Genomic DNA, 20,747 nt, shown 5'->3' with positions numbered 1-20,747 from the left:
CGCCCGCCGCGCACGGCCGAGCGGCGAACGCTACGCCGCGGGAAGGTACTTGTAGCCCACCCGGTGCACCGTCGCCAGGCGCCGGCGGTGCCGGACACCGACCTTGCGGCGCAGCCGCGCCACGTGCACGTCGACCGTGCGGCCCTCACCCGTGTCTGGGTACCCCCACACCGTCTCCATCAGCTGGCGGCGCGTGAACACCCGGCGCGGATTCGCCAACAGGTGGGCCAGCAGGCTGAATTCGAGGAACGTGAGGCGGAGCGTGCGGTCGTCGACGGTCGCGGTCCGCCCCGCGAGGTCGAGCCGCAGACCGTCGTCCTCCAGGACGGCGTCGGCGAAGTGCACGTCGGCGACGGCGATGTGCGCCGTCGGGGCGGGCGGTTGGTGGGTGCGCCCGGGAAGTACCAGGACCTGTGCGGTGTTTCCCCGTACGGGGTGGGCCAGGCGGTCGGCCGGGGACGGCAGCTGCGTGGCCGGCCGGCCCGCGTGCTGCGGATGAAGCGGACGGGCGGTGGCGTAGGAGGCGCCGTAGGCGGCGTGTGTCATGGTGGTCGATTCCCTTCGGGAACGCCGCCCGGACCCGGCGGCGGCGCGGCGGCGGACGGCCGCGCGCAGGCGCCGACGGGGCGTCAGGCAGCGCGAAGACGGAAGGTGCAGACAGGCGGCATCCGGAGACCGGCCGGAACGGCAGGGCGGGTGCGGGATCGCGAGGATCGGAAGGTTTTGACGGCTCGGAATTGACGGTTCGTCAGTAAGCCGGACACACGCAGCTGCACACGCGGCAGAAATCCACCGCGCGGCGCCGGGTCAACGTCTTCCGGGTCATGACGGCCATCGTACGCGATGCCCGCACGCGAGCACAGGGGCGTCCACGCCGTGAGACCTACACCCCTCCGCCGGGCCGGGTCGAAGCGGAAACGGTGCACCGGGGAGAGGTCCGGAGCCCACCTCCAGGTGCGCGTGTCCGGAACGCGTGTCCGTGTCCGCGTCCTCGCCGCACGCGACCAGCGCCATTGCCCCGACCACCGCGGCGACCACTCCCCACACCGTGGGCAACCGCACCCGCGCCGTCCTTCCCCGCACGGCCGCCCCCGTCAGCTCGGCCGGGGACCCACCCTGGCCGTCAGAACGTCCGCCACCGCGCCGAAGTGTCGCCGCTGCGAAGGCACTTCAGCCGGTGTTCGAACTCCTCCTCCGCGGCGGGATTGCCCGGGACGTGCTGGGCGACCCAGGCCGTCGCCGCGAGTTCGCGGACCGCGCGCAGCGTCGGGTAGCCGTTCCACTGCGTCACATCGAAGCCGTATTTGCGGACGAATCGTTCCACCGACCCGTCGGGAAGCCCGTAGCGCACGGCCGCCATCGGGGTCAGGATCAGGTCGACCTCGCGCAGGTCGTCCGAGACGTTCTCCAGGTCCAGCAGCAGCGCGCGCCCGCCGTGCACCCCGACGTTGCGCAGCAGCGCGTCGCCGTGGATCACACCGGGCTCCAACGCCGGCACCAGCGCCTTGTACGCCTCCTCCAACTCGGCCGCGCGGCGCAGCAGGAACCGGCGGTCGTCCAGGTTCACCGCGGCGTCCGCCGAATCCAGCCACGTGCCCACGAGCGCCAGCGGATCGCGCCGCGGCAGGGCGAACGGCGGCTTCGGCAGCGCGTGCAGGCGCTTCAACAGCTTGGCCAGATCCCGGATGTCGGGCTCGCGGTCCTCGGGCGGCAGCAACTCCCAGAACGTCACCGGCCGATCGGCGACCACCACCGGCTGCACCGGCACGTTCTCCGCCGGGCGCACGGTCGGGAAGTCCAACTCCGCCAGCCACCGCGCGACTTCGACCTCACGCCGGGCCCGGTCCGTCAGGTGCGCCCCGCGCGCGATCCGCGCCACCAGTCCGACCCGGGGCAACGCGAACACCGCGTTCTCCCCGTACGCCAGCAACTCGGCGCCGTCCGCGGCCCCCGGATCGATCCCGGCCCCCAGGCAAGCTCGCGCCAAGACCACCCGCTCACCCGCACCTGTATCGATCACGCCCCTGATGCTACTGCGCACCGATTCGCGGCCTCCCGGCAATGCACGGCTCCGGTCTCAGGATGAAGACCGCGGATACACGAGCGGCGCGAGTAGTTCTCGTAGTGGCCCGTTGTCGCCGCGGTACCCGGCAATGCTCGCGGCGACGTTGGCCGGACCGTTCAGCTCGGACCAGTCGAGGAGATAGCCGGCATTCCCGGCGAGTTGGCCGAGGAATGCCCCCAGTGCGCGACCGTTGCCCTCGCGAAATGGATGAAGCGCGTTGATGGCGCTGGAGAGATCCGCCAATTCGTGAAGGAAATCCGCGGGCTTGAGCCCGCGCAAATGCTTGTTGCCGGCGAGCCGCCCGAACACTTCGCGGGAGTATAGGAGATGAGGTTGCGGGTGGGGCAGAAGCCCGTCGGTTTCGCGATGTCGACCGTTCGAAGCTCGCCCGCCCAGGGGTACAGATCTCCGAAAATCGCCTCGTGGAATGCTTGGAGGTGGGCCAGATCCTAGGAGCCGGGTAACGACCGTCGCCCGAGGATGACCAGGGCCGCGTGTGACAGGTCCGCCTCCGCCTGCGTCAAGAGCAAGGCGTCGGTGATGCCGAGTTTGTTGCGGAAGACGCCCGTCTCGGGGTCGACGTAAGGATCGGTCACGTCGACGTCCCACCGGAATTCCGGGGCCCACCGGAATAGCGGCCCAGGGTCCGTCGGCGGAGTTCGTCGGCATCGATCAGGCCCTCGGCGTAGTCGCGTATGTCCCGCTCATACTCCGAACTCGTGGTCAGCCCTTCGGCGCGAAGCGAGCCGGTCGCCGAGGACACCGCGCGGCGGCGTTCTCCGTGAGCGGCCTGCCGGAGGCGCTCGTAGGCTTCCACGGACAACAGCACGCCCTGCGGTTTGCGGTGGGAGCCGATGAACACGGGGGCATCGTCGGAGCCCTCTTCGTCCAGCGCACCGAGAAGACTCGACAGTTGCTCGCGAGCTTCACGGACGGTGAGTACCTGGGGAATAGCCATGGTTCAGTGTACGCGAACGTGTACACATTTGTCGGCGGGTCACGCTGTGCGCAGGGTTTGGTGGGTGGCCGCGGCGTCGTAGCGGTGGAGGGTGAGTGCGGCCAGTTCGGGGGTGTCGGCGAGTGGGGCGGTGACGAGGTCGGCGCCGGAGGCGGTGGACTGGCGGGCGATGCGGTCGGGGAGGAAGCCGGGGGCGAGCGTGTGGGTGGCGACGGCGACGCGCGGCAGGCCGGTGCGGCGCAGGTCGCGGACGGCGTCGCCGACGGCGGGGCTCGCGGCGGAGGCGAAGGCGACCGTCACGGCGCCCCAGCCCCTGCGGCGCCAGGTGCGGGCGAGCGCGGTCAGGTCGGCGTTGGCCTGCGGGTCGGTGGACCCGGCGGCGGCGAGCACGATGCCGTACGACGGGTCGCCGGGGCGTACGCCGAGCGCGCGCAGCCGCCGGTCGTGGGCGTCCAGCAGCAGCGCGTGCGGCCCGAGCGCCGGAGCGGTGCGCACGGCGAGGCGCAGTTGGCGCCCGATGGCGAGCAGTGCGGGGACGTCGTGCTTGGCGTGGTACGCGGACGACAGCAGCAGCGGTACCGCGACCGCCTCCCGTATCCCGTCGGCGGCGAGCGCGGCGAGCGCGTCCGGGACGCTCGGCGCGCCGTGGTCGAGATAGGCCACCTCCACCCGCAGCCCCGGCCGCGCGCTCCGGACGCGGGCCACCAGGGCCGCGACCGTCGCGGCATGGCGCGCGTCCCGGCTGCCGTGCGCGATGGCGAGCAGCGCGGGTGCCGCGGCGGGCGGCGCGGCGACGGCGTGCGCCCAACCGAAGTGGGCGGCGTCGGAACGGACGACGCCGCGTCGGGCCGTGCCCGCGCCGGGACGGATCGGCGCGCCGGGACGGGTGGTGTCGCGCGGTGTCGGGGCGGTCCGTCCCCAGGTCGCCGGGTGCTCCGGGCCGGGATGAGCCGAGACGGGGAGAGCGGGGGCGTCCTCAACCGGGCCGGGAAGAACCGGGGCAGCCTCGACCGGGCCCGAGTGAGCCGGGCCGGAGCGGGCTCGGTCGGCCCGCGCCGGGTTGGGGTGCGCCCCGTCGGACCGCACCCGCGCCCAGCCGAAGCGTCCGACGGCACCGGCCCGCGCGGCCCGCGACCGCGCGGCCCCGGGCCGGGACGCGCCTGACCGCGTGGCCCCGGGGCGCGGGGCGCGGGACGGCGTGGCAGAGGAGTCCGCCGCACCTGACCGCGGCGAGGCCGACCGCACGGCACCGGAGGGCGATGCGCCCGACAGCGCGGCGTCCGACCGCGCGGCGCCGGGTCGCGTCGTGTCCGACCGCGCGGCACCGCAGGCCGCCGCGTCCGACCGGGCGGAATCCGACACCGTTGTATCGCGCACCGCGGCATCCGACTCCGCGCCACCGGCCCGCGCCGCGCCCGACCCCGTCGCGTCCCCCCGCGACGCGTCGACGCGTGCCCACCCCGGGCGTGCCGCCGCGACCGGGGCTCGCTCGGGGGCGCCGGTCGCGGCGGTGGGGCGGGGGTCGGCACCGGAGGGTTCGGTGCGGGGCGGATCGTGTGGCATGAGGTGGGGAAGCCTACTTCGTGGTGACCAGCAGGCCGCGCTGGCGCAGGACCAGGCGCTCCAACGGGTTGAAGATGAGCAGTTCGATGCCGATGCCGACGAGGAGGATCATGAAGACGGCGGTCAGCATCATCGGCATGTCGCCGAGGGTGCGGCCCTGCTCCAGGAGTTGGCCGACGCCGAAGCCGTATTCGCCGACGCCGACGATGAGTTCGGCGGCCATCAGGGAGCGCCACGTGAACGCCCAGCCCTGCTTGAGGCCGGCCAGGTAGCCCGGCATCGCGGCGGGCAGCAGCACGTACCGGACGCCCTTGATCCCGGTCGCGCCGAGGACGCGGCCCGCGCGGATGAACAGCGGAGGCACCTGGTCGACGCCGGAGACGAGGCCGTTCGCGATGGACGGGATGGCGCCGAGCAGGACGACGGCGTAGATGGCGGTGTTGTTCTGGCCGAACCAGATGACCGCGAGCGGCACCCACGCGACCGACGGCAGCGACTGGAGCCCCGTGAGGATCGGGCCGATCGCCGCGCGGATGACCTTGACGCGGGCCACGATCAGGCCCAGCGGCGTGCCGAGGGCGATGGCCAGCAGGAAGCCGAGCCACGCGCGTTCGACACTGACCCAGAGGATCTTGTGGACCTCGCCCGCGCGCCACTGCACCATGAACGCGTCCCACACCTGCCCGGGGCTGGGCAGCTTGTAGTCGGGGGCGACGTCGGCGGAGTAGGCGATCTGCCAGACCGCCAGGACGAGCCCGATCGCGCACAGCGGCGGGACGACCTTGGCCAGGATGGTGCGCCACCACGGGGTGCGTTCGGCGGCGATGACGGTGTCGAGCGCGTCGAGGCCCGCTTCCAGGCCGGCGACGTCCTGCTCGTTCTCTGGGGGTTCCCCGCCGCCGTCGCCCTTGTCGAGCGACAGGGGGGAGGTCACCTCAGTGTTTCCCATGGCGACGGATCTCCCCTCGGAGGTGTTCGGTGATCTCGATGGACAGCTGCGAGACGTCCGGCGCCTCGATGCGTCGGGGCTGCGGGATCTCGATCGTCCACTCGCGGGCGATGCGGCCCGGCCGGGACGACATCAGCACGACGCGCTGCGCGAGGCGTACGGCCTCGCGCACGTTGTGTGTCACGAACAGCACCGTGCGGCCGGTCTCGCGCCAGATGCGGGTCAGTTCGTCGTGCAGGACGTCGCGGGTGATGGCGTCGAGCGCGGCGAACGGCTCGTCCATCAGCAGTACTTCGCCGGACTGCGCGAGCGCGCGGGCGAGTGCGACGCGCTGCCGCATGCCGCCGGAGAGTTCGTGGACGCGCTTGTCGTACGCCCCGTCCAGGCGCACGAGTTCGAGGAGCCTCTGGGCTTCCTCCTTGCGCTGCTCGCGCGGCACGCCCCGCAGTTTCAGGGCGAGTTCGACGTTCTTGCCGGCCTTGAGCCACGGGAACAGCGCGTGGTCCTGGAACATCAGCGCCGGTCGGCCGCCGTTGACCGTGATGGTGCCGGCACTCGGTTTGTCGAGCCCGGCGACCAGGTTGAGCATCGTCGACTTGCCGCACCCGGACGCGCCGAGGAGGCACACGAACTCGCCGGGCCGCACGGTCAGGTTGATGCCGTCGAGGACGGGGCCGGTGCCCCGCCCGAAGATCTTGGAGACGTTGTCGAAGCCCACGGCGAAGGCGGCCTCCACGGCTTCGGTGCCGTGCTCCGCGCCGGCCGGGGCCTTTGCCGGCTGCTCGCGCACTGTCTGCGCCATCGCGTCCACCCTCCCGGTGGTCTTGCTGCGGGCCTGTGCCGAATCCGGGTCCGGGGGCGGGGCGCGCGGCCCCGCCCCCGGAGGCCGGCTACTTCTTGCCGAGTCCGGCGTCGTCGACCGTGGGCTTGCCCGCGGCCTGGAGGACCTTGTTGAGGATCGTCAGGTCGTAGATGCCGTTGATGTCGGCGTCCTTGGTCACGCCCGCCGCGACGGCGTCGTCCTTCGACTTCAGCAGCGAGGACGCGACCGGGTCGTTCGTGATCTCCAGGTTCTGCCACGCCCCGTCGACGACGGCCGGCGGGAGGCCCTTCTGGGTGAACGCGGTGAGCTGGTCGTTGACGTCGACCTTGGCCTTGTCGGGGTTCGCGTTGATCCAGTCGGTCGTGGCGACCTGGCCCTTGAGCAACGCCTCGATGGTGTCCGGGTGCTTCTCCAGGAAGTCCTTGCGGACGATCAGGTTCGTCGTGACGAACTTGCCCTCGGGCCACAGCGTGCGCTCGTCGAGCAGGACCTTGGCGCCGGCCTCCTGGACGAGGCGGGTCGCCCACGGCTCGGGCAGCCACGCGCCGTCCAGCTCACCGGACTTGAACAGATTGAGCGTGAGCGCGTTCTCGGTCGGGACGATGCTGACGTCGCCGCCGCCCTTGATGTCCGTCTTGAGGCCCTGTGAGGCGAGCCACGCGCGGGCCGCGACGTCCTGGGTGTTGGCGAGCTGCGGCGTGGCGATCTTCTTGCCCTTGAGGTCCGCCGCGGAGTTGATGCCCGGCTTGACGACGAGGGACGCGCCGCCCGACGTGGCGCCGGCGACGACGCGCAGCAGTTCGCCGTTCGTCGACGTGAAGCCGGAGATCGACGGGTTCGGCCCGATGTAGGTCGCGTCGATCGACCCGGCCTTCAGCGCCTCGATCGCGGACGGACCGGCGTTGTAGACCGTGGTGGTGATCTTGGTGGCGCCCAGTTCCTTGGCGTAGAAGCCCTCTTTGAGGCCCACCAGCGGCGTCGCGTGGGTGACGTTCGCGAAGAAGCCGAGGCGCAGTTCCGACGCGGACGTGCCGCCGCCGCTGCCGCCGGACGCCTGCGCGGCGGGCGGGTCGGCCTTCTTGTCGTCGTCGTTGTCGGAGCCGTAGCCGCACGCGCTGATCACCGCGAGCAGCGGGACGATCGCGAGGGCGAGGGCGTTTCGCGGGGATCTGCGGCGTTGTGGACGGGCAGTGGGCATGGGGCCTCCCTGGCCGGGCCGTGCGTGGGCACGGGAGCGGGTGTCGAACGGGACTGTGGCGTTACGGAGCGACGGGTGTCGGCCGGGTCCGCGGGGGACCGGCTAGAGACATCGCTCCGCGACGGAGTCCGGTTCGCCGCCGCGACCGGAGTCGACGAACGCAGGGCCCGCCATGCCGGCGGTCAGAGTGGCGCCGTCCGCTTCGTCGATCAGGAGGAAGGATCCGGTGCGGCGGCCCGCCGCGTAGGGGTCGAGCGCGAGGGGCTGCGCGGTCCGCAGCACCACGTGCGCGATGTCGTTGGGGTGCAACTCGCCCGGCGAGGCCTGCCGTTCGAGGGTCTGGATGTCGACGCGGTACGGGATCTCCCGGACGATGGCCTTGACCGTGCGGGTCGTGTGCTTGAGCAGCACGCGGTCGCCGGGCCGCAGCGGCTTGTCCGCGACGTGGCACACCGTCGCCTCGACGTCCTGGGTCGGGGCGGGCGCGTCCTCGGCGGCGGCGATCAGGTCGCCGCGCGAGACGTCGACGTCGTCGGCCAGCCGCAGCGTGACCGATTCGCCGGCCTGCGCGCGGTCGACGCCGGGGCCGAGCCGGTCGATGCCCGCGATCGTCGAGCGGGCGCCGGACGGCAGCACCACGACCGGGTCGCCGACGCGGAACACGCCGGACGCGACCTGGCCCGCGTAGCCGCGGTAGTCGCGGAACTCGTCGTCGCTCTGCGGGCGCAGCACGTACTGCACGGGGAACCGCGCCGCGCCGCTTTCGTCCTGGGTGCCGGTCTCGACGGTCTCCAGGAACTCCAGCAGCGTCGGCCCGCCGTACCAGTCCATGTGCGCGGACGGGTCGACCACGTTGTCGCCGCGCAGCGCGGAGACGGGGATCGCGGTGATGTCGGGCACGCCCAGCTCGGTGGCGTACGCGGTGAACTCGTTGGCGACCGACGCGAATTCGGCCTCGCCGTAGCCGACCAGGTCCATTTTGTTGACGGCGAGGACGACGTGCGGCACGCGCAGCAGCGCGGCGACGGCGAGGTGGCGGCGGGTCTGCTCGACGACGCCGTTGCGGGCGTCCACCAGGACGACGGCGAGTTCGGCGGTGGAAGCGCCGGTCACCATGTTGCGGGTGTACTGCACGTGTCCGGGTGTGTCGGCGAGGATGAAGCGGCGCCGGGCGGTGGCGAAGTAGCGGTACGCGACGTCGATCGTGATGCCCTGCTCGCGTTCGGCGCGCAGGCCGTCGGTGAGCAGCGCGAGGTCGGCCTCCTCCATGCCCCGGTCGCGGCTGACGCGCTCGACGGCTTCGAGCTGGTCGGACAGCACCGACTTGGAGTCGTGGAGCAGCCGGCCCACGAGGGTGGACTTGCCGTCGTCGACCGAGCCCGCGGTGGCCAGGCGCAGCAGGCCCACCGGCGCGTCCACGGCGTCATCCGCCTTGGTTGCGGCGTTCTGGCTGGTCATGTCTAGAAATATCCTTCGCGCTTGCGGTCTTCCATCGCGGCCTCGGACATCTTGTCGTCGGCGCGGGTGGCTCCTCGTTCGGTCAGGCGGCTCACCGCGATCTCGGCGATCACCTCGGCCACCGTGGCGGCGGGGGAGTCGACGGCGCCGGTACAGCTCATGTCGCCCACGGTGCGGTAGCGGACGACGCGGCGCTCGATGGTCTCGCCGTCCTTGGGGCCGCCCCACGCGCCGGGCGCGAGCCACATGCCGTTGCGCAGGAACACCTCGCGCTCGTGGGAGAAGTAGATCTCCGGGAGGGGGATCTCCTCGCGCTCGATGTACTGCCACACGTCGAGTTCGGTCCAGTTGGACAGTGGGAAGACCCGGACGTGTTCGCCGACGCGGTGCCGGCCGTTGTAGAGGTTCCACAGCTCGGGGCGCTGGCGGCGCGGATCCCACTGCCCGAACTCGTCACGCAGGGAGAACACGCGCTCCTTGGCACGGGCCTTCTCCTCGTCGCGGCGCCCGCCGCCGAAGACCGCGTCGAAGCGGTTCTTCTCGATGGCGTCGAGAAGCGGCATGGTCTGGAGCGGGTTGCGCGTGCCGTCGGGGCGCTCCCGCAGCCGCCCGCTGTCGATGAACTCCTGGACGTGGCCCACGAAAAGCCGCAGGTTGTGCTCGGCGACGGTGCGGTCGCGGTAGTCGATGACCTCGGGGAAGTTGTGCCCGGTGTCGACGTGCAGCAGCGCGAACGGGATCTGCGCCGGCCAGAACGCCTTGCGGGCCAGGTGCAGCATGACGATCGAGTCCTTGCCGCCGGAGAAGAGGATCACCGGCCGCTCGAACTCGCCCGCGACCTCGCGGAAGATGTGGACCGCCTCGGCCTCCAGCGCGTCGAGGTGGCCGAGCGCGCCGGGCGCGGAGAGTTCGACCGCGGTTGTCACTTCCGCCTCCAAGAGGTCACGTGGGTGGACGAGGGGGCCTGCGGGGTGCGGGGCGCCTCGGCCGCGTTTGCCGTGGCGTGCGGCCTCGGCGGGGTGCGTATCGGCATGGTCAGTGGATCCCGCACTCGGTCTTGGCGCGCCCGGCCCAGCGGCCCGCGCGGGCGTCCTCGCCGGCCTCGACGCGGCGCGTGCACGGCTCGCAGCCGATCGACGCGTACCCGTCCATCAGCAACGGGTTGGTCAGCACGCCGTGTTCGAGGATGTACGCGTCAACCTGGTCCTGCGTCCAGCGGGCGATCGGCGAGATCTTGATCTTGCGCTTCTTGGGGTCCCAGCCGACGACGGGCGTGTCCGCGCGCTCGGGGGAGTCGTCGCGGCGCAGCCCGGTGGCCCACGCGTCGTATCCGGCGAGGCCGGTGGCGAGCGGCGCGACCTTGCGCAGCGCGCAGCACCGGTCGGGGTCGCGGTCGTGGAGGCGGGGGCCGTGTTCGGCGTCCTGCTCCGCCACGGTCTGACGCGGCGTCAGGGTGATGACGTTGACCGGGTAGACGGCGGCGACCGCGTCGCGTGTTCCGATGGTCTCGGCGAAGTGGTAGCCGGTGTCCAGGAACACCACGTCGATGCCGGGTTGGACGCGGGACGCCAGGTGCGCGACGACGGCGTCCTCCATCGAGGACGTCACGCACCAGCGCGTTCCGAAGGTCTCGGACGCCCAGGCGAGGATCTCCTCGGCGGTGGCGTCCTCCAGCTCGCGTCCGGCGGTCAGGGCGAGTTGCTCCAGCGCCTGTGCGGTGTCGCAGGTCGTGGTCACGTCGCCTCCTTTCCGGCAGTTGTTGCGGTGATCGAAGTCGGTTCGCCGGCAAGGGCGTCGGTCTCGTCGGGTGCCGAACCCGCCGACGTGGTCGGGGCGTTCTCGGCGAAGACCAGGCCCAGGAATTTGAGGGTGAACGCGCGGCGGCACGCCCCGCACAACCAGGCGCCGTGGCCGGCCTCGTGGGGCCGCAGGTCCTCGTCGCCGCAGTACGGGCAGTGGAACGGTGCCGCGCGCTCGCTCACGAGAGATCGGCCTCCGTGGCACGGGCGACCCATTGGGCGAACCGCTCGTTCTCGGTGCGTTGTTCGGTGAACCTGCCGACGACGCGCTCGATGTAGTCGGGCAGTTCCGCCGAGGTGACCTTGAGGCCGCGGACCTTGCGTCCGAAGCCGGCGTCGAAGCCGAGGCTGCCGCCCAGGTGGATCTGGTAGCCCTCGACCTGGTTGCCGGCGTCGTCCAGCACCAACTGGCCCTTGAGGCCGATGTCGGCGGTCTGGATGCGCGCGCAGGCGTTGGGGCAGCCGTTGATGTTGACGGTGAGCGGCAGGTCGAAGTCGGGGAGCCGCTGCTCCAGTTCGTCGATGAGGCGCTGCGCGCGGCCCTTGGTCTCGACGATCGCGAGCTTGCAGAACTCGATGCCGGTGCACGCCATGGTGCCGCGCTGGAAGGTGCTGGGCCTGACGCGCAAGCCGAGCGCCTCGAGGCCGTCGACGAGCGAGGAGACCTTGTCCTCGGCGATGTCGAGGATCAGCATCTTCTGCTCGACGGTGGTCCGGACGCGGTCCGAGCCGTGTGCCTCGGCGAGGTCGGCGATCTTGCCGAGCGTCGCGCCGTCGACGCGTCCGACGCGCGGGGCGAAGCCGACGTAGAAGCGGCCGTCCTTCTGCGGGTGCACCCCGACGTGGTCGCGCCACACGCCGCTGGGCTCGGCGGGTGCGGGGCCGTCGGCGAGCTTGCGCCGCAGGTACTCGTCCTCCAGCACCTGCCGGAACTTCTCGGCGCCCCAGTCGGCGACGAGGAACTTCAGGCGGGCGCGGTTGCGCAGCCGGCGGTAGCCGTAGTCGCGGAAGATGCCGACGACGCCCGCCCAGACGTCCGGCACGTCCTCCAGCGGCACCCACGTGCCCAGGCGTACGGCGAGCTTGGGGTTGGTCGACAGGCCGCCGCCGACCCACACGTCGAACCCGGGGCCGTGCTCGGGGTGTTCGACGCCGACGAACGAGACGTCGTTGATCTCGTGGGCCACGTCGAGCAGCGGGGACCCGGAGACCGCGGTCTTGAACTTGCGCGGCAGGTTGGAGAACTCGGGGCTGCCGATGAAGCGGCGGTTGATCTCGTCGACCGCCCAGCTGCCGTCGATGATCTCCTCGGCGGAGACCCCGGCGACCGGCGAGCCGAGCACCACGCGCGGGGTGTCGCCGCACGCCTCGGTGGTGGACAGGCCGACGCCTTCGAGGATCTTCCAGATCGCCGGGACGTCCTCGATGCGGATCCAGTGGTACTGGACGTTCTGCCGGTCGGTGATGTCCGCGGTGCCGCGCGCGTACCGCTCGGAGACCTCGGCGACCGCGCGCAGCTGGGCGAGGTCGAGCCGCCCGCCGTCGATGCGGACGCGCATCATGAAGTACTCGTCGTCCAGCTCGTGGGGTTCGAGCACACCGGTCTTGCCGCCGTCGATCCCGGGCTTGCGCTGGGTGTAGAGACCCCACCAGCGCATCCGGCCGCGCAGGTCGTTGCCGTCGATCGAGTCGAAGCCGTTGTGGGCGTAGATGTTCTCGATGCGCGCCCGGACGTTCAGACCGTCGTCGTCCTTCTTGAACTGCTCGTTGCCGTTGAGGGGTTCGCGGTGCCCGAGCGCCCACTGGCCTTCACCACGGTGGCGTGCGGTCTTGCGCGGGCCGGCGGCTGAGGAGGCGGGAGCCATGAAAGCGTCCTTTGACATGGTGTCGGTTGGACGCGTGCCGCACACGGCTGTCCCGCTCCGCGCTCAGGGGCGCTGGACGCAGGCTGCCGGCACGACCCGCGTCCGAGCGCGGAGAATGGAGCGGGCGGAAGGTCGTCAGAGCGGCAGACAGCGGGCGCTGGACATGCGTCCGAGGTCGACGTGACGTCGACCGACGAGAGCGATTCCGGCGCGAGACATGCCCATGAGGTTGGCATGGAGTCGCTATGTCGTCCATCTTCGTCCGCGATGTGAGCGCATATCTCAGAATTTGGACAGCCAATCTCATAAAATGGGACAATCGTTTGGTAAGGGCACCGGGAGTTGCCTCACCGCCGCGTTTGGTTACGGTACGGGAGGCCTAAGGAGCTGATTCACGTGTCCGGAGATCTTCTCGACCGGTCCGACTGTTCCGACTGCCGCCGAGGCGACGGGCGGGGCGACGCCCGGGGCCGGGGCGACGACCGCGAGGCCTCCGTCGAAACCCTGCGCTACGCCCTCAACGGCTTCCTCTCCGCGGTGCGCGCCGACCGCCTCGCCCGCGCGTCGGGCTCCGACTCCCCGCAGGTGCAGCGCCACCGCGTCCTCGTCACCCTCGCCGACGAACTCGACCTCGACTCCGCCGGGCTCGCCGACGTCCTCGGCATGCGCCCCGCGCACGTCACCGGGCTGCTCGACACCCTCGGCCGCGAGGGCCTGGTCGAAGGCGTCCGCGCCGGCCGCGGGCGCGGGAGCCCGGTCGCCCGCCTCACCCCCGCCGGCCTGCGCGCCCTCGACGAACTCGACACCGTCTTCCGCCGGCATTGGGAGTCCGCCGTCGCCGACCTGCCGGCCGGAGACCTGAGCACGGCGGCCCGGGTGATCAGCCGCCTCACGGGCGTCATCATCCCGACCCGGTAAGGGCCGCGTCCAGCCCGCGCCCGCCCCGCCCGTTCGGCGGTTGTCCGACAGGTGGATGCCCTGTCCGCGATACGAAACGGTGGCCCCCGGCGACTGCGCGGGTGGACCCCCGGTTCCCGCTACTTTAGGAGCGTGGCAGCGGACAAGAAGCAAACACCGCCGGTCCGCGGTCCCGGCCGCATCCGGTTGAGGAGCGCACTCTGGCGGATCGTCCGCGAGACGTTCATCTCCTGTTACGAGAACCGGGTCACCGGCCTGGCCGCCGAGGCCGGGTTCTTCATGCTGCTCTCGCTGCCCCCGCTGCTGCTCGGGCTCGCCGGCACGATCGGCTACCTCCAGGGCGCGATCGGCCAGGACACGATCGACGGCTTCAAGCAGGACATCATCGACGGAAGCGGCAACGTCCTGTCGCAGAAGAGCGTCGACCAAGTCATCGTCCCGCTCGTCAACGACGTCTTCTCGTCGGGCCGGGCGGACATCATCTCGGTCGGCTTCCTCATCGCCCTGTGGTCCGGCTCGCGCGCGCTCAATGTCTATGTCGACACCATCACGATCATGTACGGCCTGTCCGGCAAGCGCGGCATCGTCAAGACCCGCCTCCTGTCGTTCAGCCTGTACGTCGTCGGCCTGCTGCTCGGCATGTTCCTGATCCCGCTGCTGCTCGCCGGGCCCGACCTGGTCGTCAAGGCGTTCCCGAAGTTCGCCGGCACCGTCAACATCTTCTACTGGCCGGTGCTGGTCATCCTGTCGGTCTGCTTCCTCACCACGCTCTACCACGTGTCCGTTCCGGTGCGGACGCCGTGGCGCGAGGACATCCCCGGCGCCCTCGTCGCGCTGCTGCTGTGCATCCTCGGCAGCTTCCTGCTCCGCGTCTACCTGGCCACGACCGTCGACGGCCCGAGCATCTACGGCTCGCTCGCGGCACCGGTCGCGGTACTGGTCTGGATGTACTTCGCGGCGATGGCCATCCTCATCGGGGCCGCGCTGAACGCCGCCATCGACCAGGTCTGGCCGAGCCAGGAGACCGCCCAGGCCCGGGCCGAGGCGGAGAAGGAGCGCGCGGCCGTCGAGATCGCCAACGCGATGGCGACCGTACGCCGCGCCGGCCGCCACCGGGGGCTGCCGGGCGACTGGGACCCCGACGGCAACGACGACACCGTCGACCTCATCGCCCCGCCCGCGACCGGCGACCCGGGCGAGCCGCCCGCGGAATTCCCGGAACGCTGGGCCAACTACCCCACCCCGCGCGGCAACCGCTCCGACGCCCGCAACGGCACCCACCGCCGGGACGCCTCCCCGCCCGTCCAACTCCCCGCGGGCCAGGCCCCACCCGGCCTCTCCCTCGACGAACAACTCTGGCCGGTCCGCCCCCCGGGCCCGCCCCCGCCACCCCCACCCCAGGACCGCGCCCGCAAGCCCAGGTGAGGGCGACGGTCGCCGCCCCGACGAGGCCGCGACCGAGGGCGGGAGCCGTCGCCCCTCACGGCCCGCCGCCCGGGGCCACCGCGGCCCAGAGCACCGGCGACGGACCGCCCGCTCGCCTCGCGGACGCACGCCGCCCCCGTCGCCGTCCGCCCGCCGGGCGCGCACCCGCATCGCCGCCACCCCCTGAGCACGCCGCCCCCGCGCTTCAGCCTGGCCGCCCTCCTCCGCCGGGCCGAGGCACGGTGCGGGCGGGGGTGCGGCCGGATGGGCTACGCTGTGGGCCGGCGTACGCGCCGTGATCTGTTGAGGCACGAGAGGACCCAGAAGGAGGTGGAGACCGTGATGGCACATGTCACCCGGATGGCGGCTGTCCTCGTCGACGGCCCTGCCCCCGCATCCATCTCGTACCTCCGGGTCCCGGCCGTCTGAGGCCTTCGCCGCGACGGCGTTCGTGGGGCCCGTTTCGAAGGGTCCACAGTCTTGTCTTCGACGTTTTCGTCGTCCTCGTTCTTTTCCCCGCCGCCGTCGTCCGGCGGTGCCCACTCCGAGGGCGCGTTCCTCTCCTCGCTCGGCCTCGACGCCGACCGGGAGGCTGAGTTCGCCCCGTATCTCGCCGACGGACTGGTCGCCGGGCGCGTGTCCCGCGTCGACCGTTCGACCTGCGACGTCGTCATCGGCGACGGCCGTACGCTCCGCGCCGGGCACGGCGGCGGCGCGCTGCCCTGCCCGGGCGACTGGGCCGCGGTCGCTGTCCCCGGACGGTCGCGGCACGCCACACCCGACGACGAGCCCGTCGTCGCCGCGTTGCTCGGCCGGAGGACCGCGCTCACGCGGTCGTCGGCGTCCGGGCGTTCGGAGGGCCAGGCCCTCGCGGTCAACGTCGACGCGGTGCTCATCGTCGCCGGGCTCGACGTCGAACCCGACCTCGGCCGGATCGAGCGCCTGCTCACCCTCGCGTGGGATTCCGGCGCACAGCCCGTCGTCGTCCTCACCAAGGCCGACACGGTCGACGACGCCGACCAGGTGCGCGCCGACGTCGAGGCCGCGGCGCCCGGTGCCGACGTACTCGTCGTCAGCGCCGTCACCGGGGAAGGCGTCGACGTGCTGGCCGCCACCGCCGCCGGGCGGACCGTCGCGCTCATCGGCACCTCGGGTGCCGGGAAGTCGACGCTCGCGGCCGTGCTCACCGGAGCCGACCTGGCCACCGGGGGCGTACGCCAGGACGGCAAGGGCCGCCACACCACCACGTGGCGCGAACTCGTGCCGCTGCCGGGCGGCGGCGTCCTCGTCGACACCCCGGGGCTGCGCGGCGTCGGCCTGTTCGACGTGCGGGACGGCCTCGACCGGACGTTCGCGGACGTCGAACAGTACGCGGAGCGCTGCCGCTTCGCGGACTGCGGGCACGACGCCGAGCCCGGCTGCGCGGTGCTCGCGGCCGTCGACACCGGCGAGCTGCCGCGGCGACGGCTGGACAGCTACCGCAAGTTGCGGCGTGAGGCGGACTGGATCGCCTCGCGCACCGACCACCGCCTGCGCGCCGAACGCGCCCGGCAGTGGAAGGTGATCCACAAGGAGATGCGCCGCAACCCGTCGCCGAAGAAGTAGCGGGCGGTCGCGCACCGTTCGCACGGATCACGGTGAAGTCCCCCGTCTCCCCGCGGAGACGGGGGACTTCCCTCATGACCTGGCGATTCGGGAACCGCGCGGGGAGGATACGCGCTCTGTGGTGGGGTGCGGACTGCCGATAGGGTCCGCCCGAAGACGAGCAGAGGAGGACCCGGCCGATGTCCCACCACCCGAACAGTCCCTACGGCGGCGGCCCGTACGGGGGCGGCGGCAACCCGTTCGGCCACGGGGGGCAGCAGCCCGTCCAGCACCAGAGCAACTGCCGTGAGCCGTACCGCAATCCGTGTCAGCGCCCGTGTGGCGACGACGAACCCGAGGACTACACCGAGGACTTCTTCACCAACGAACCGATCGGCGGCGGGGACGGCGGGTTCCCGTTCGGCGGCGGCCGGGAGGACCGGGGAGACCGCGGCGACCGCGGCGACGGGCGGGGGGACGGGCGCGACTCCGACGGCGCGGGTGACGGGTCGTCAGGCGACTCGGGCGACTCGGGTGGTTCCTCGGGTTCATCGGGATCGTCCGGTTCGCGGAGTGGCGACAAGGACGGCTGCGGCTGCATGCCCGGCGGCGGTGGAGGAGGAGGCGGCGGCGGGCGCAGCGGCGACAAGGACGGCGGTTGCGGCGGTTGCGACCCGTGCCTGCTGCGCATCGTCCTGGTCCTGCCGTTCGTGGCCGTCTGGTCGATCCTGCGCGCGGCCGTCGGCCGTCCGGTCCGCACCGAGGCGCACCGCAAGCCGCTCTCGCACACCGACCGCACGCTGCCCGAAGGCCGCGCCGCCCGCACGATGTTCCGCGCCGTGCGCTGGTACCGCCTCTCGGTGAGCCCGCGCAACGAGCCGGTGTGCCGCTACACGCCGTCGTGCTCGACGTACGCCGCGACCTCGCTGCAACGCCACGGCGCGTGGCGCGGCGGCCGGTTGACCCTGCGCCGCCTCTCGCGCTGCAACCACCGCCACCCGGGCGGCCACGACCCGGTGCCGGAGGCCTGACGGCCGGATCCCGCGCCGTCCCGCCGCGGGGAGCCGGTGCCTGGGGCCGGGGCGGCGGACCGGTTTTCGCCACCCCTGCGCGCCACCCTCGGCGGCGCGTGCGCCCGCGTACCGCCCGTTCCGCGCGGCGCCGGACTGATCCCTTGCCAACCGGACATTCGTTCCGTTGCGGCGTTTGTCATACGGGACTTCTCAAGAAGGTCTTCTCGGCGCACCGGAATCGCACTACCTTGCTCGCAGCGTTCCCCGACCGGCCGTCCCCGCGGTCGCGGGCGCGCTGTGACGGCCGTTGTCGGGCCGAGGAAGAAGGTGCGTGTGAGTGCGCAGCACGTCCCGGTTGGCGCGGTGAGCCCGCTCGCACCGGAGTTCGATCCCTTCGCGGACGAGGTTCTCGCCGATCCGTACCCCGCCTGGGCGCGGGTGCGCGACGCGGGCGCGGCGGTGCACGTCCCCGCGCACGACGTGTGGGCGATCGGCCGCTACGCCGACGTCCGCGACGCGTTGCGCGACCCCGAGGTGTTCTCGTCGGTCGGCGGCGTGGGCCTGCGCCCCCAGGACGACCCGGTGCGCGCGGGGCTGCCGAGCAGTGTGGACCCGCCCGAGCACGACCGCTACCGGCGGCTGATCGGCGACCAGTTGGGGCCGCGCCACCTGCCGCGCATCGGCGACATGATCCGGTGGCGCGCCGAGGACCTCGTCAAGGACCTGGTCGAGCGCGGGTCGTTCGACGCGGTCGCGGACTGGGGGCGGATGTTCCCGGTGCGCATCCTGGGCGACCTGATCGGCCTGCCGGACCGCGACCGCGAGCGGCTGCCGCTGTGGGCCGCGGCGGTGTTCGACGACTTCGGCCCGGCGAACGAGCGGTCGGCCGACGGCGCCGCGCGGGTGGCCGAGTTGGGCGCGTACGTCGCCCGCGTCGTGACGCGCCGGGGCCTGGCGCCGGACGGCATGGGCGCGAAGGTGTTCGCGGCGGCGGACCGCGGCGAGGTCGACGACGTCGAGGCGATGTCGGTGATCCTGACGTTCCTGGTGTCCGGGATGGGGACGACGTCCGACGCGCTCGCGCACCTGCTCGTGCTGCTCGCCCGGCACCCCGAGCAGTGGGCGGCGCTGCGCGAGAACCCGACCCTGATTCCGGGCGCCTTCGAGGAGGCGCTGCGCTACGACGCGCCGTTCCAGGCGTCGTGCCGCCAGGTGGTCCGGGACGCCGATGTCGACGGCGTCAAGGTGCCGGCGGGTGCGCGGGCGATGCTGCTGTTCGGCTCGGCCAACCGCGACGAGCGCAAGTGGGGTGACCCGGATCGCTTCGACGTACGCCGCAACCCCGTCGACCACCTGGCGTTCGGGTCGGGGACGCACGGCTGCGCCGGGCAGGCGCTGGCCCGGCTGGAGGCGAAGGCGCTGCTCGGGGCGCTGGTGCGGAAGGTCGCGCGGATCGAGCCGGCGGGTGAGCCGACGCGCCGGCTCGCGCACGTGTCGCGGGCACTGGACAGCGCTCCGGTGCGGGTGGTCGCCGCGTAGGGGTGTGCGGGGCGCGCGGGCGGGGTCGGCCGCGTCCGGGGCGTCCGGGGCATCCGGGACGCCGTGCGCCCGCCCGTCGGGCTTGCCGCCCGGTCGCGGGGCGGGCCCGACCGCGGCGTCGTGCGGCCTGCCGCCTCACGCGCGCGGGTTGATCGGGACGCGCACCCGTATCGTCTTGCCGCCCGCCGTGGGGAGCACGTCGATCACGCCCTTGGCCTCCGCGATGGCGACCTTCACGATGAGCAGGCCCCGGCCGTCCTCGGCGTCCGTGCCGCTGTCGGTCAGCGCCTTGGGGCGGAACGGGTGGCCGTCGGCGATGTCGAGGCGGATGCGGTCCGCGCCGAGGGCGAGGGTGACGTGGATGTACTCGGTGAGCATCGCGGTGTGCCGTACGGCGTTGGACGCGAGTTCGGTGGTCACCAGGAGCAGGGTGTCCCGGAGGTCGCCGTCGATGCCCCAGCCGCGCAGGACGTCGCGGACGCGGTGGCGCAGTTCGGGGACCGCGGCCGTGGTCGTGGGGAGCGTCCACCGGACGAACACCGGCTCCGCGTCCGCCGGGTCCAGCAGGAGCGCGGCGTACGAGAGATCGATCGGCTTGTCGCATGATGTGTGTGGGGCGAGCGGTATGTCGGGGGACGGGGCGAGCGGGGGGTCGAACGGTGTCTCGTCGGTGCGTCGCACGTGTGCTCCGGCGCTCGGCTGAGGGACGGGTGTCCCTGGATCCGCATTGGTGCGGAATGGCTGGGATGGCCAGTCTGGAGCGCATCGTGGTGGAGCATCCGCGCTTTTCCGTCTGTGATCCGGATTGACCTTCAGCGTGACGATTTGTCGATCAGGTCTGCTCATATGTGCCTGTTACTGCTCGATACGAGGCGATGTCCGGACAACGGCACCTCATGACGAGATGTGAGGCCAACCTTGGTGAGCTGCAACGAAGACACCACACGGACCGGCGAATCATCCCGCACGATCACGTACGGGTGTTCTACTGTGAACAGTTTGCCGGTCGGTCAGGCCGGGGGCGGGCGGGCCTGCCCGTCCTCCGGGAAATCCCGTCGACGGCGCGGCGTGCGGGGGCGACAATGGGACTCATGCCGACAGATCTCGACATCCGCGGCTCGGTGGTTCCCGCGGCCGAGCTGTCCTGGCGTTTTTCGCGTTCGTCCGGGCCCGGCGGGCAGTCCGTGAACACCACGGACAGCCGCGCCGAGGTGTCCTTCGACCTCGCCGCGACCACCGCGCTGCCCGATGTGCTCAAATCCCGGGCGCTGCGCAATCTCGCCGACCGCCTCGTCGACGGGGTCGTCACCGTCGCCGCGTCCGAGCAGCGCTCGCAGCTGATGAACCGTCAGGCGGCTCGGCGCAGGCTCGCCGAGCTGCTGACCGACGCGACCGCGCCGCCCCCGCCCCCGCGGCGTCCCACACGACCGAGCCGCCGCGTCACCGAGCGCCGCCTCACCGACAAGACCCGCCGCGGCGAACTCAAGCGCCTCCGCCGCGCCCCGGGCGCCTCCTGACCGACACCCGGGTCACACCGCGGGCCGCGCACCCCCGATCCCGCGGTCGGCTCGCCCGAAACCGTGTCTGCGA

General features: G+C 72.4%; 21 protein-coding genes. 6 read left to right on the top strand and 15 right to left on the bottom strand.

Annotation, left to right across the window (positions count from 1 at the left end; genetic code table 11):
• Positions 1–30 precede the first annotated feature (30 nt).
• The 14 genes from LO772_RS09345 to LO772_RS09280 form a co-directional block, all read right to left on the bottom strand.
• Positions 31–546: a winged helix-turn-helix domain-containing protein gene (locus LO772_RS09345; protein WP_231777921.1), complete on the bottom strand. Its 516-nt coding sequence runs from the start codon at positions 544–546 to the stop codon at positions 31–33.
• 577 nt (positions 547–1,123) lie between these two features.
• A complete protein-coding gene (locus LO772_RS09340) occupies positions 1,124–2,020 on the bottom strand; it encodes a phosphotransferase enzyme family protein (protein ID WP_231777920.1) in 897 nt (298 codons plus the stop codon).
• Positions 2,021–2,077: 57 nt separating this feature from the next.
• Positions 2,078–2,413, bottom strand: a complete 336-nt coding sequence (locus LO772_RS09335; protein WP_331717343.1) for a Fic family protein — start codon at positions 2,411–2,413, stop codon at positions 2,078–2,080.
• Positions 2,414–2,514: 101 nt separating this feature from the next.
• Positions 2,515–2,661: a hypothetical protein gene (locus tag LO772_RS09330; RefSeq protein WP_231779851.1), complete on the bottom strand. Its 147-nt coding sequence runs from the start codon at positions 2,659–2,661 to the stop codon at positions 2,515–2,517.
• Entirely contained in the window at positions 2,658–3,023 is a 366-nt protein-coding gene (locus tag LO772_RS09325; RefSeq protein ID WP_231777919.1) for a type II toxin-antitoxin system Phd/YefM family antitoxin, read from the bottom strand. The genes LO772_RS09330 and LO772_RS09325 overlap by 4 nt, the downstream gene beginning before the upstream one ends.
• A gap of 39 nt (positions 3,024–3,062) precedes the next feature.
• On the bottom strand, positions 3,063–4,109 hold the full coding sequence (locus tag LO772_RS09320; protein ID WP_331717321.1) for a sirohydrochlorin chelatase: 1,047 nt from the start codon (positions 4,107–4,109) through the stop codon (positions 3,063–3,065).
• A 490-nt stretch (positions 4,110–4,599) separates the two neighbouring features.
• A complete protein-coding gene (locus LO772_RS09315) occupies positions 4,600–5,535 on the bottom strand; it encodes an ABC transporter permease (RefSeq protein WP_231777918.1) in 936 nt (311 codons plus the stop codon).
• Positions 5,522–6,337: an ABC transporter ATP-binding protein gene (locus LO772_RS09310; RefSeq protein ID WP_231777917.1), complete on the bottom strand. Its 816-nt coding sequence runs from the start codon at positions 6,335–6,337 to the stop codon at positions 5,522–5,524. Before LO772_RS09310 ends, LO772_RS09315 begins: the two co-directional genes overlap by 14 nt.
• 88 nt (positions 6,338–6,425) lie before the next feature.
• On the bottom strand, positions 6,426–7,556 hold the full coding sequence (locus LO772_RS09305; protein WP_231777916.1) for an ABC transporter substrate-binding protein: 1,131 nt from the start codon (positions 7,554–7,556) through the stop codon (positions 6,426–6,428).
• Positions 7,557–7,658: 102 nt separating this feature from the next.
• Positions 7,659–9,014 carry a sulfate adenylyltransferase subunit 1 gene (locus LO772_RS09300; RefSeq protein ID WP_231777915.1) on the bottom strand — a complete coding sequence of 452 codons (1,356 nt, stop codon included), beginning with the start codon at positions 9,012–9,014 and terminating at the stop codon, positions 7,659–7,661.
• Positions 9,015–9,016: 2 nt separating this feature from the next.
• The gene (gene cysD, locus LO772_RS09295) at positions 9,017–9,940 is read right to left on the bottom strand and encodes a sulfate adenylyltransferase subunit CysD (protein WP_231777914.1); all 924 of its coding nucleotides are present in this window, start codon (positions 9,938–9,940) and stop codon (positions 9,017–9,019) included.
• Between the two features lie 109 nt (positions 9,941–10,049).
• Positions 10,050–10,751: a phosphoadenylyl-sulfate reductase gene (locus tag LO772_RS09290; RefSeq protein ID WP_231777913.1), complete on the bottom strand. Its 702-nt coding sequence runs from the start codon at positions 10,749–10,751 to the stop codon at positions 10,050–10,052.
• Positions 10,748–10,996, bottom strand: a complete 249-nt coding sequence (locus tag LO772_RS09285; RefSeq protein ID WP_231779850.1) for a hypothetical protein — start codon at positions 10,994–10,996, stop codon at positions 10,748–10,750. Before LO772_RS09285 ends, LO772_RS09290 begins: the two co-directional genes overlap by 4 nt.
• Entirely contained in the window at positions 10,993–12,678 is a 1,686-nt protein-coding gene (locus LO772_RS09280; RefSeq protein ID WP_231777912.1) for a nitrite/sulfite reductase, read from the bottom strand. The genes LO772_RS09285 and LO772_RS09280 overlap by 4 nt, the downstream gene beginning before the upstream one ends.
• Before the next feature lie 396 nt (positions 12,679–13,074).
• Between LO772_RS09280 and LO772_RS09275 the strand changes: the two genes are divergently transcribed.
• The 5 genes from LO772_RS09275 (at position 13,075) to LO772_RS09255 (ending at position 19,157) form a co-directional block, all read left to right on the top strand.
• A complete protein-coding gene (locus LO772_RS09275; protein ID WP_231777911.1) occupies positions 13,075–13,596 on the top strand; it encodes a MarR family winged helix-turn-helix transcriptional regulator in 522 nt (173 codons plus the stop codon).
• Between the two features lie 132 nt (positions 13,597–13,728).
• Positions 13,729–15,021 carry a YihY/virulence factor BrkB family protein gene (locus LO772_RS09270; RefSeq protein ID WP_231777910.1) on the top strand — a complete coding sequence of 431 codons (1,293 nt, stop codon included), beginning with the start codon at positions 13,729–13,731 and terminating at the stop codon, positions 15,019–15,021.
• Positions 15,022–15,501: 480 nt separating this feature from the next.
• On the top strand, positions 15,502–16,626 hold the full coding sequence (gene rsgA, locus LO772_RS09265; protein WP_231777909.1) for a ribosome small subunit-dependent GTPase A: 1,125 nt from the start codon (positions 15,502–15,504) through the stop codon (positions 16,624–16,626).
• Positions 16,627–16,805: 179 nt separating this feature from the next.
• Complete coding sequence (yidD, locus tag LO772_RS09260; RefSeq protein WP_231777908.1) at positions 16,806–17,636, top strand: membrane protein insertion efficiency factor YidD; 831 nt, start codon at positions 16,806–16,808, stop codon at positions 17,634–17,636.
• A 315-nt stretch (positions 17,637–17,951) separates the two neighbouring features.
• Complete coding sequence (locus LO772_RS09255; RefSeq protein ID WP_231777907.1) at positions 17,952–19,157, top strand: cytochrome P450; 1,206 nt, start codon at positions 17,952–17,954, stop codon at positions 19,155–19,157.
• 135 nt (positions 19,158–19,292) lie between these two features.
• Here LO772_RS09255 and LO772_RS09250 read toward each other — a convergent pair whose 3' ends face one another.
• Entirely contained in the window at positions 19,293–19,838 is a 546-nt protein-coding gene (locus LO772_RS09250; RefSeq protein WP_231777906.1) for an ATP-binding protein, read from the bottom strand.
• A gap of 410 nt (positions 19,839–20,248) precedes the next feature.
• Between LO772_RS09250 and arfB the strand changes: the two genes are divergently transcribed.
• Complete coding sequence (gene arfB, locus LO772_RS09245) at positions 20,249–20,674, top strand: alternative ribosome rescue aminoacyl-tRNA hydrolase ArfB (protein ID WP_231777905.1); 426 nt, start codon at positions 20,249–20,251, stop codon at positions 20,672–20,674.
• The last annotated feature ends 73 nt before the right edge of the window (positions 20,675–20,747 follow it).

The organism is Yinghuangia sp. ASG 101 (assembly GCF_021165735.1).
Classification (GTDB): domain Bacteria; phylum Actinomycetota; class Actinomycetes; order Streptomycetales; family Streptomycetaceae; genus Yinghuangia.
The sequence above is the reverse complement of the archived record's forward strand: the minus strand, read 5'-3'. Positions and strand labels throughout refer to the sequence as shown.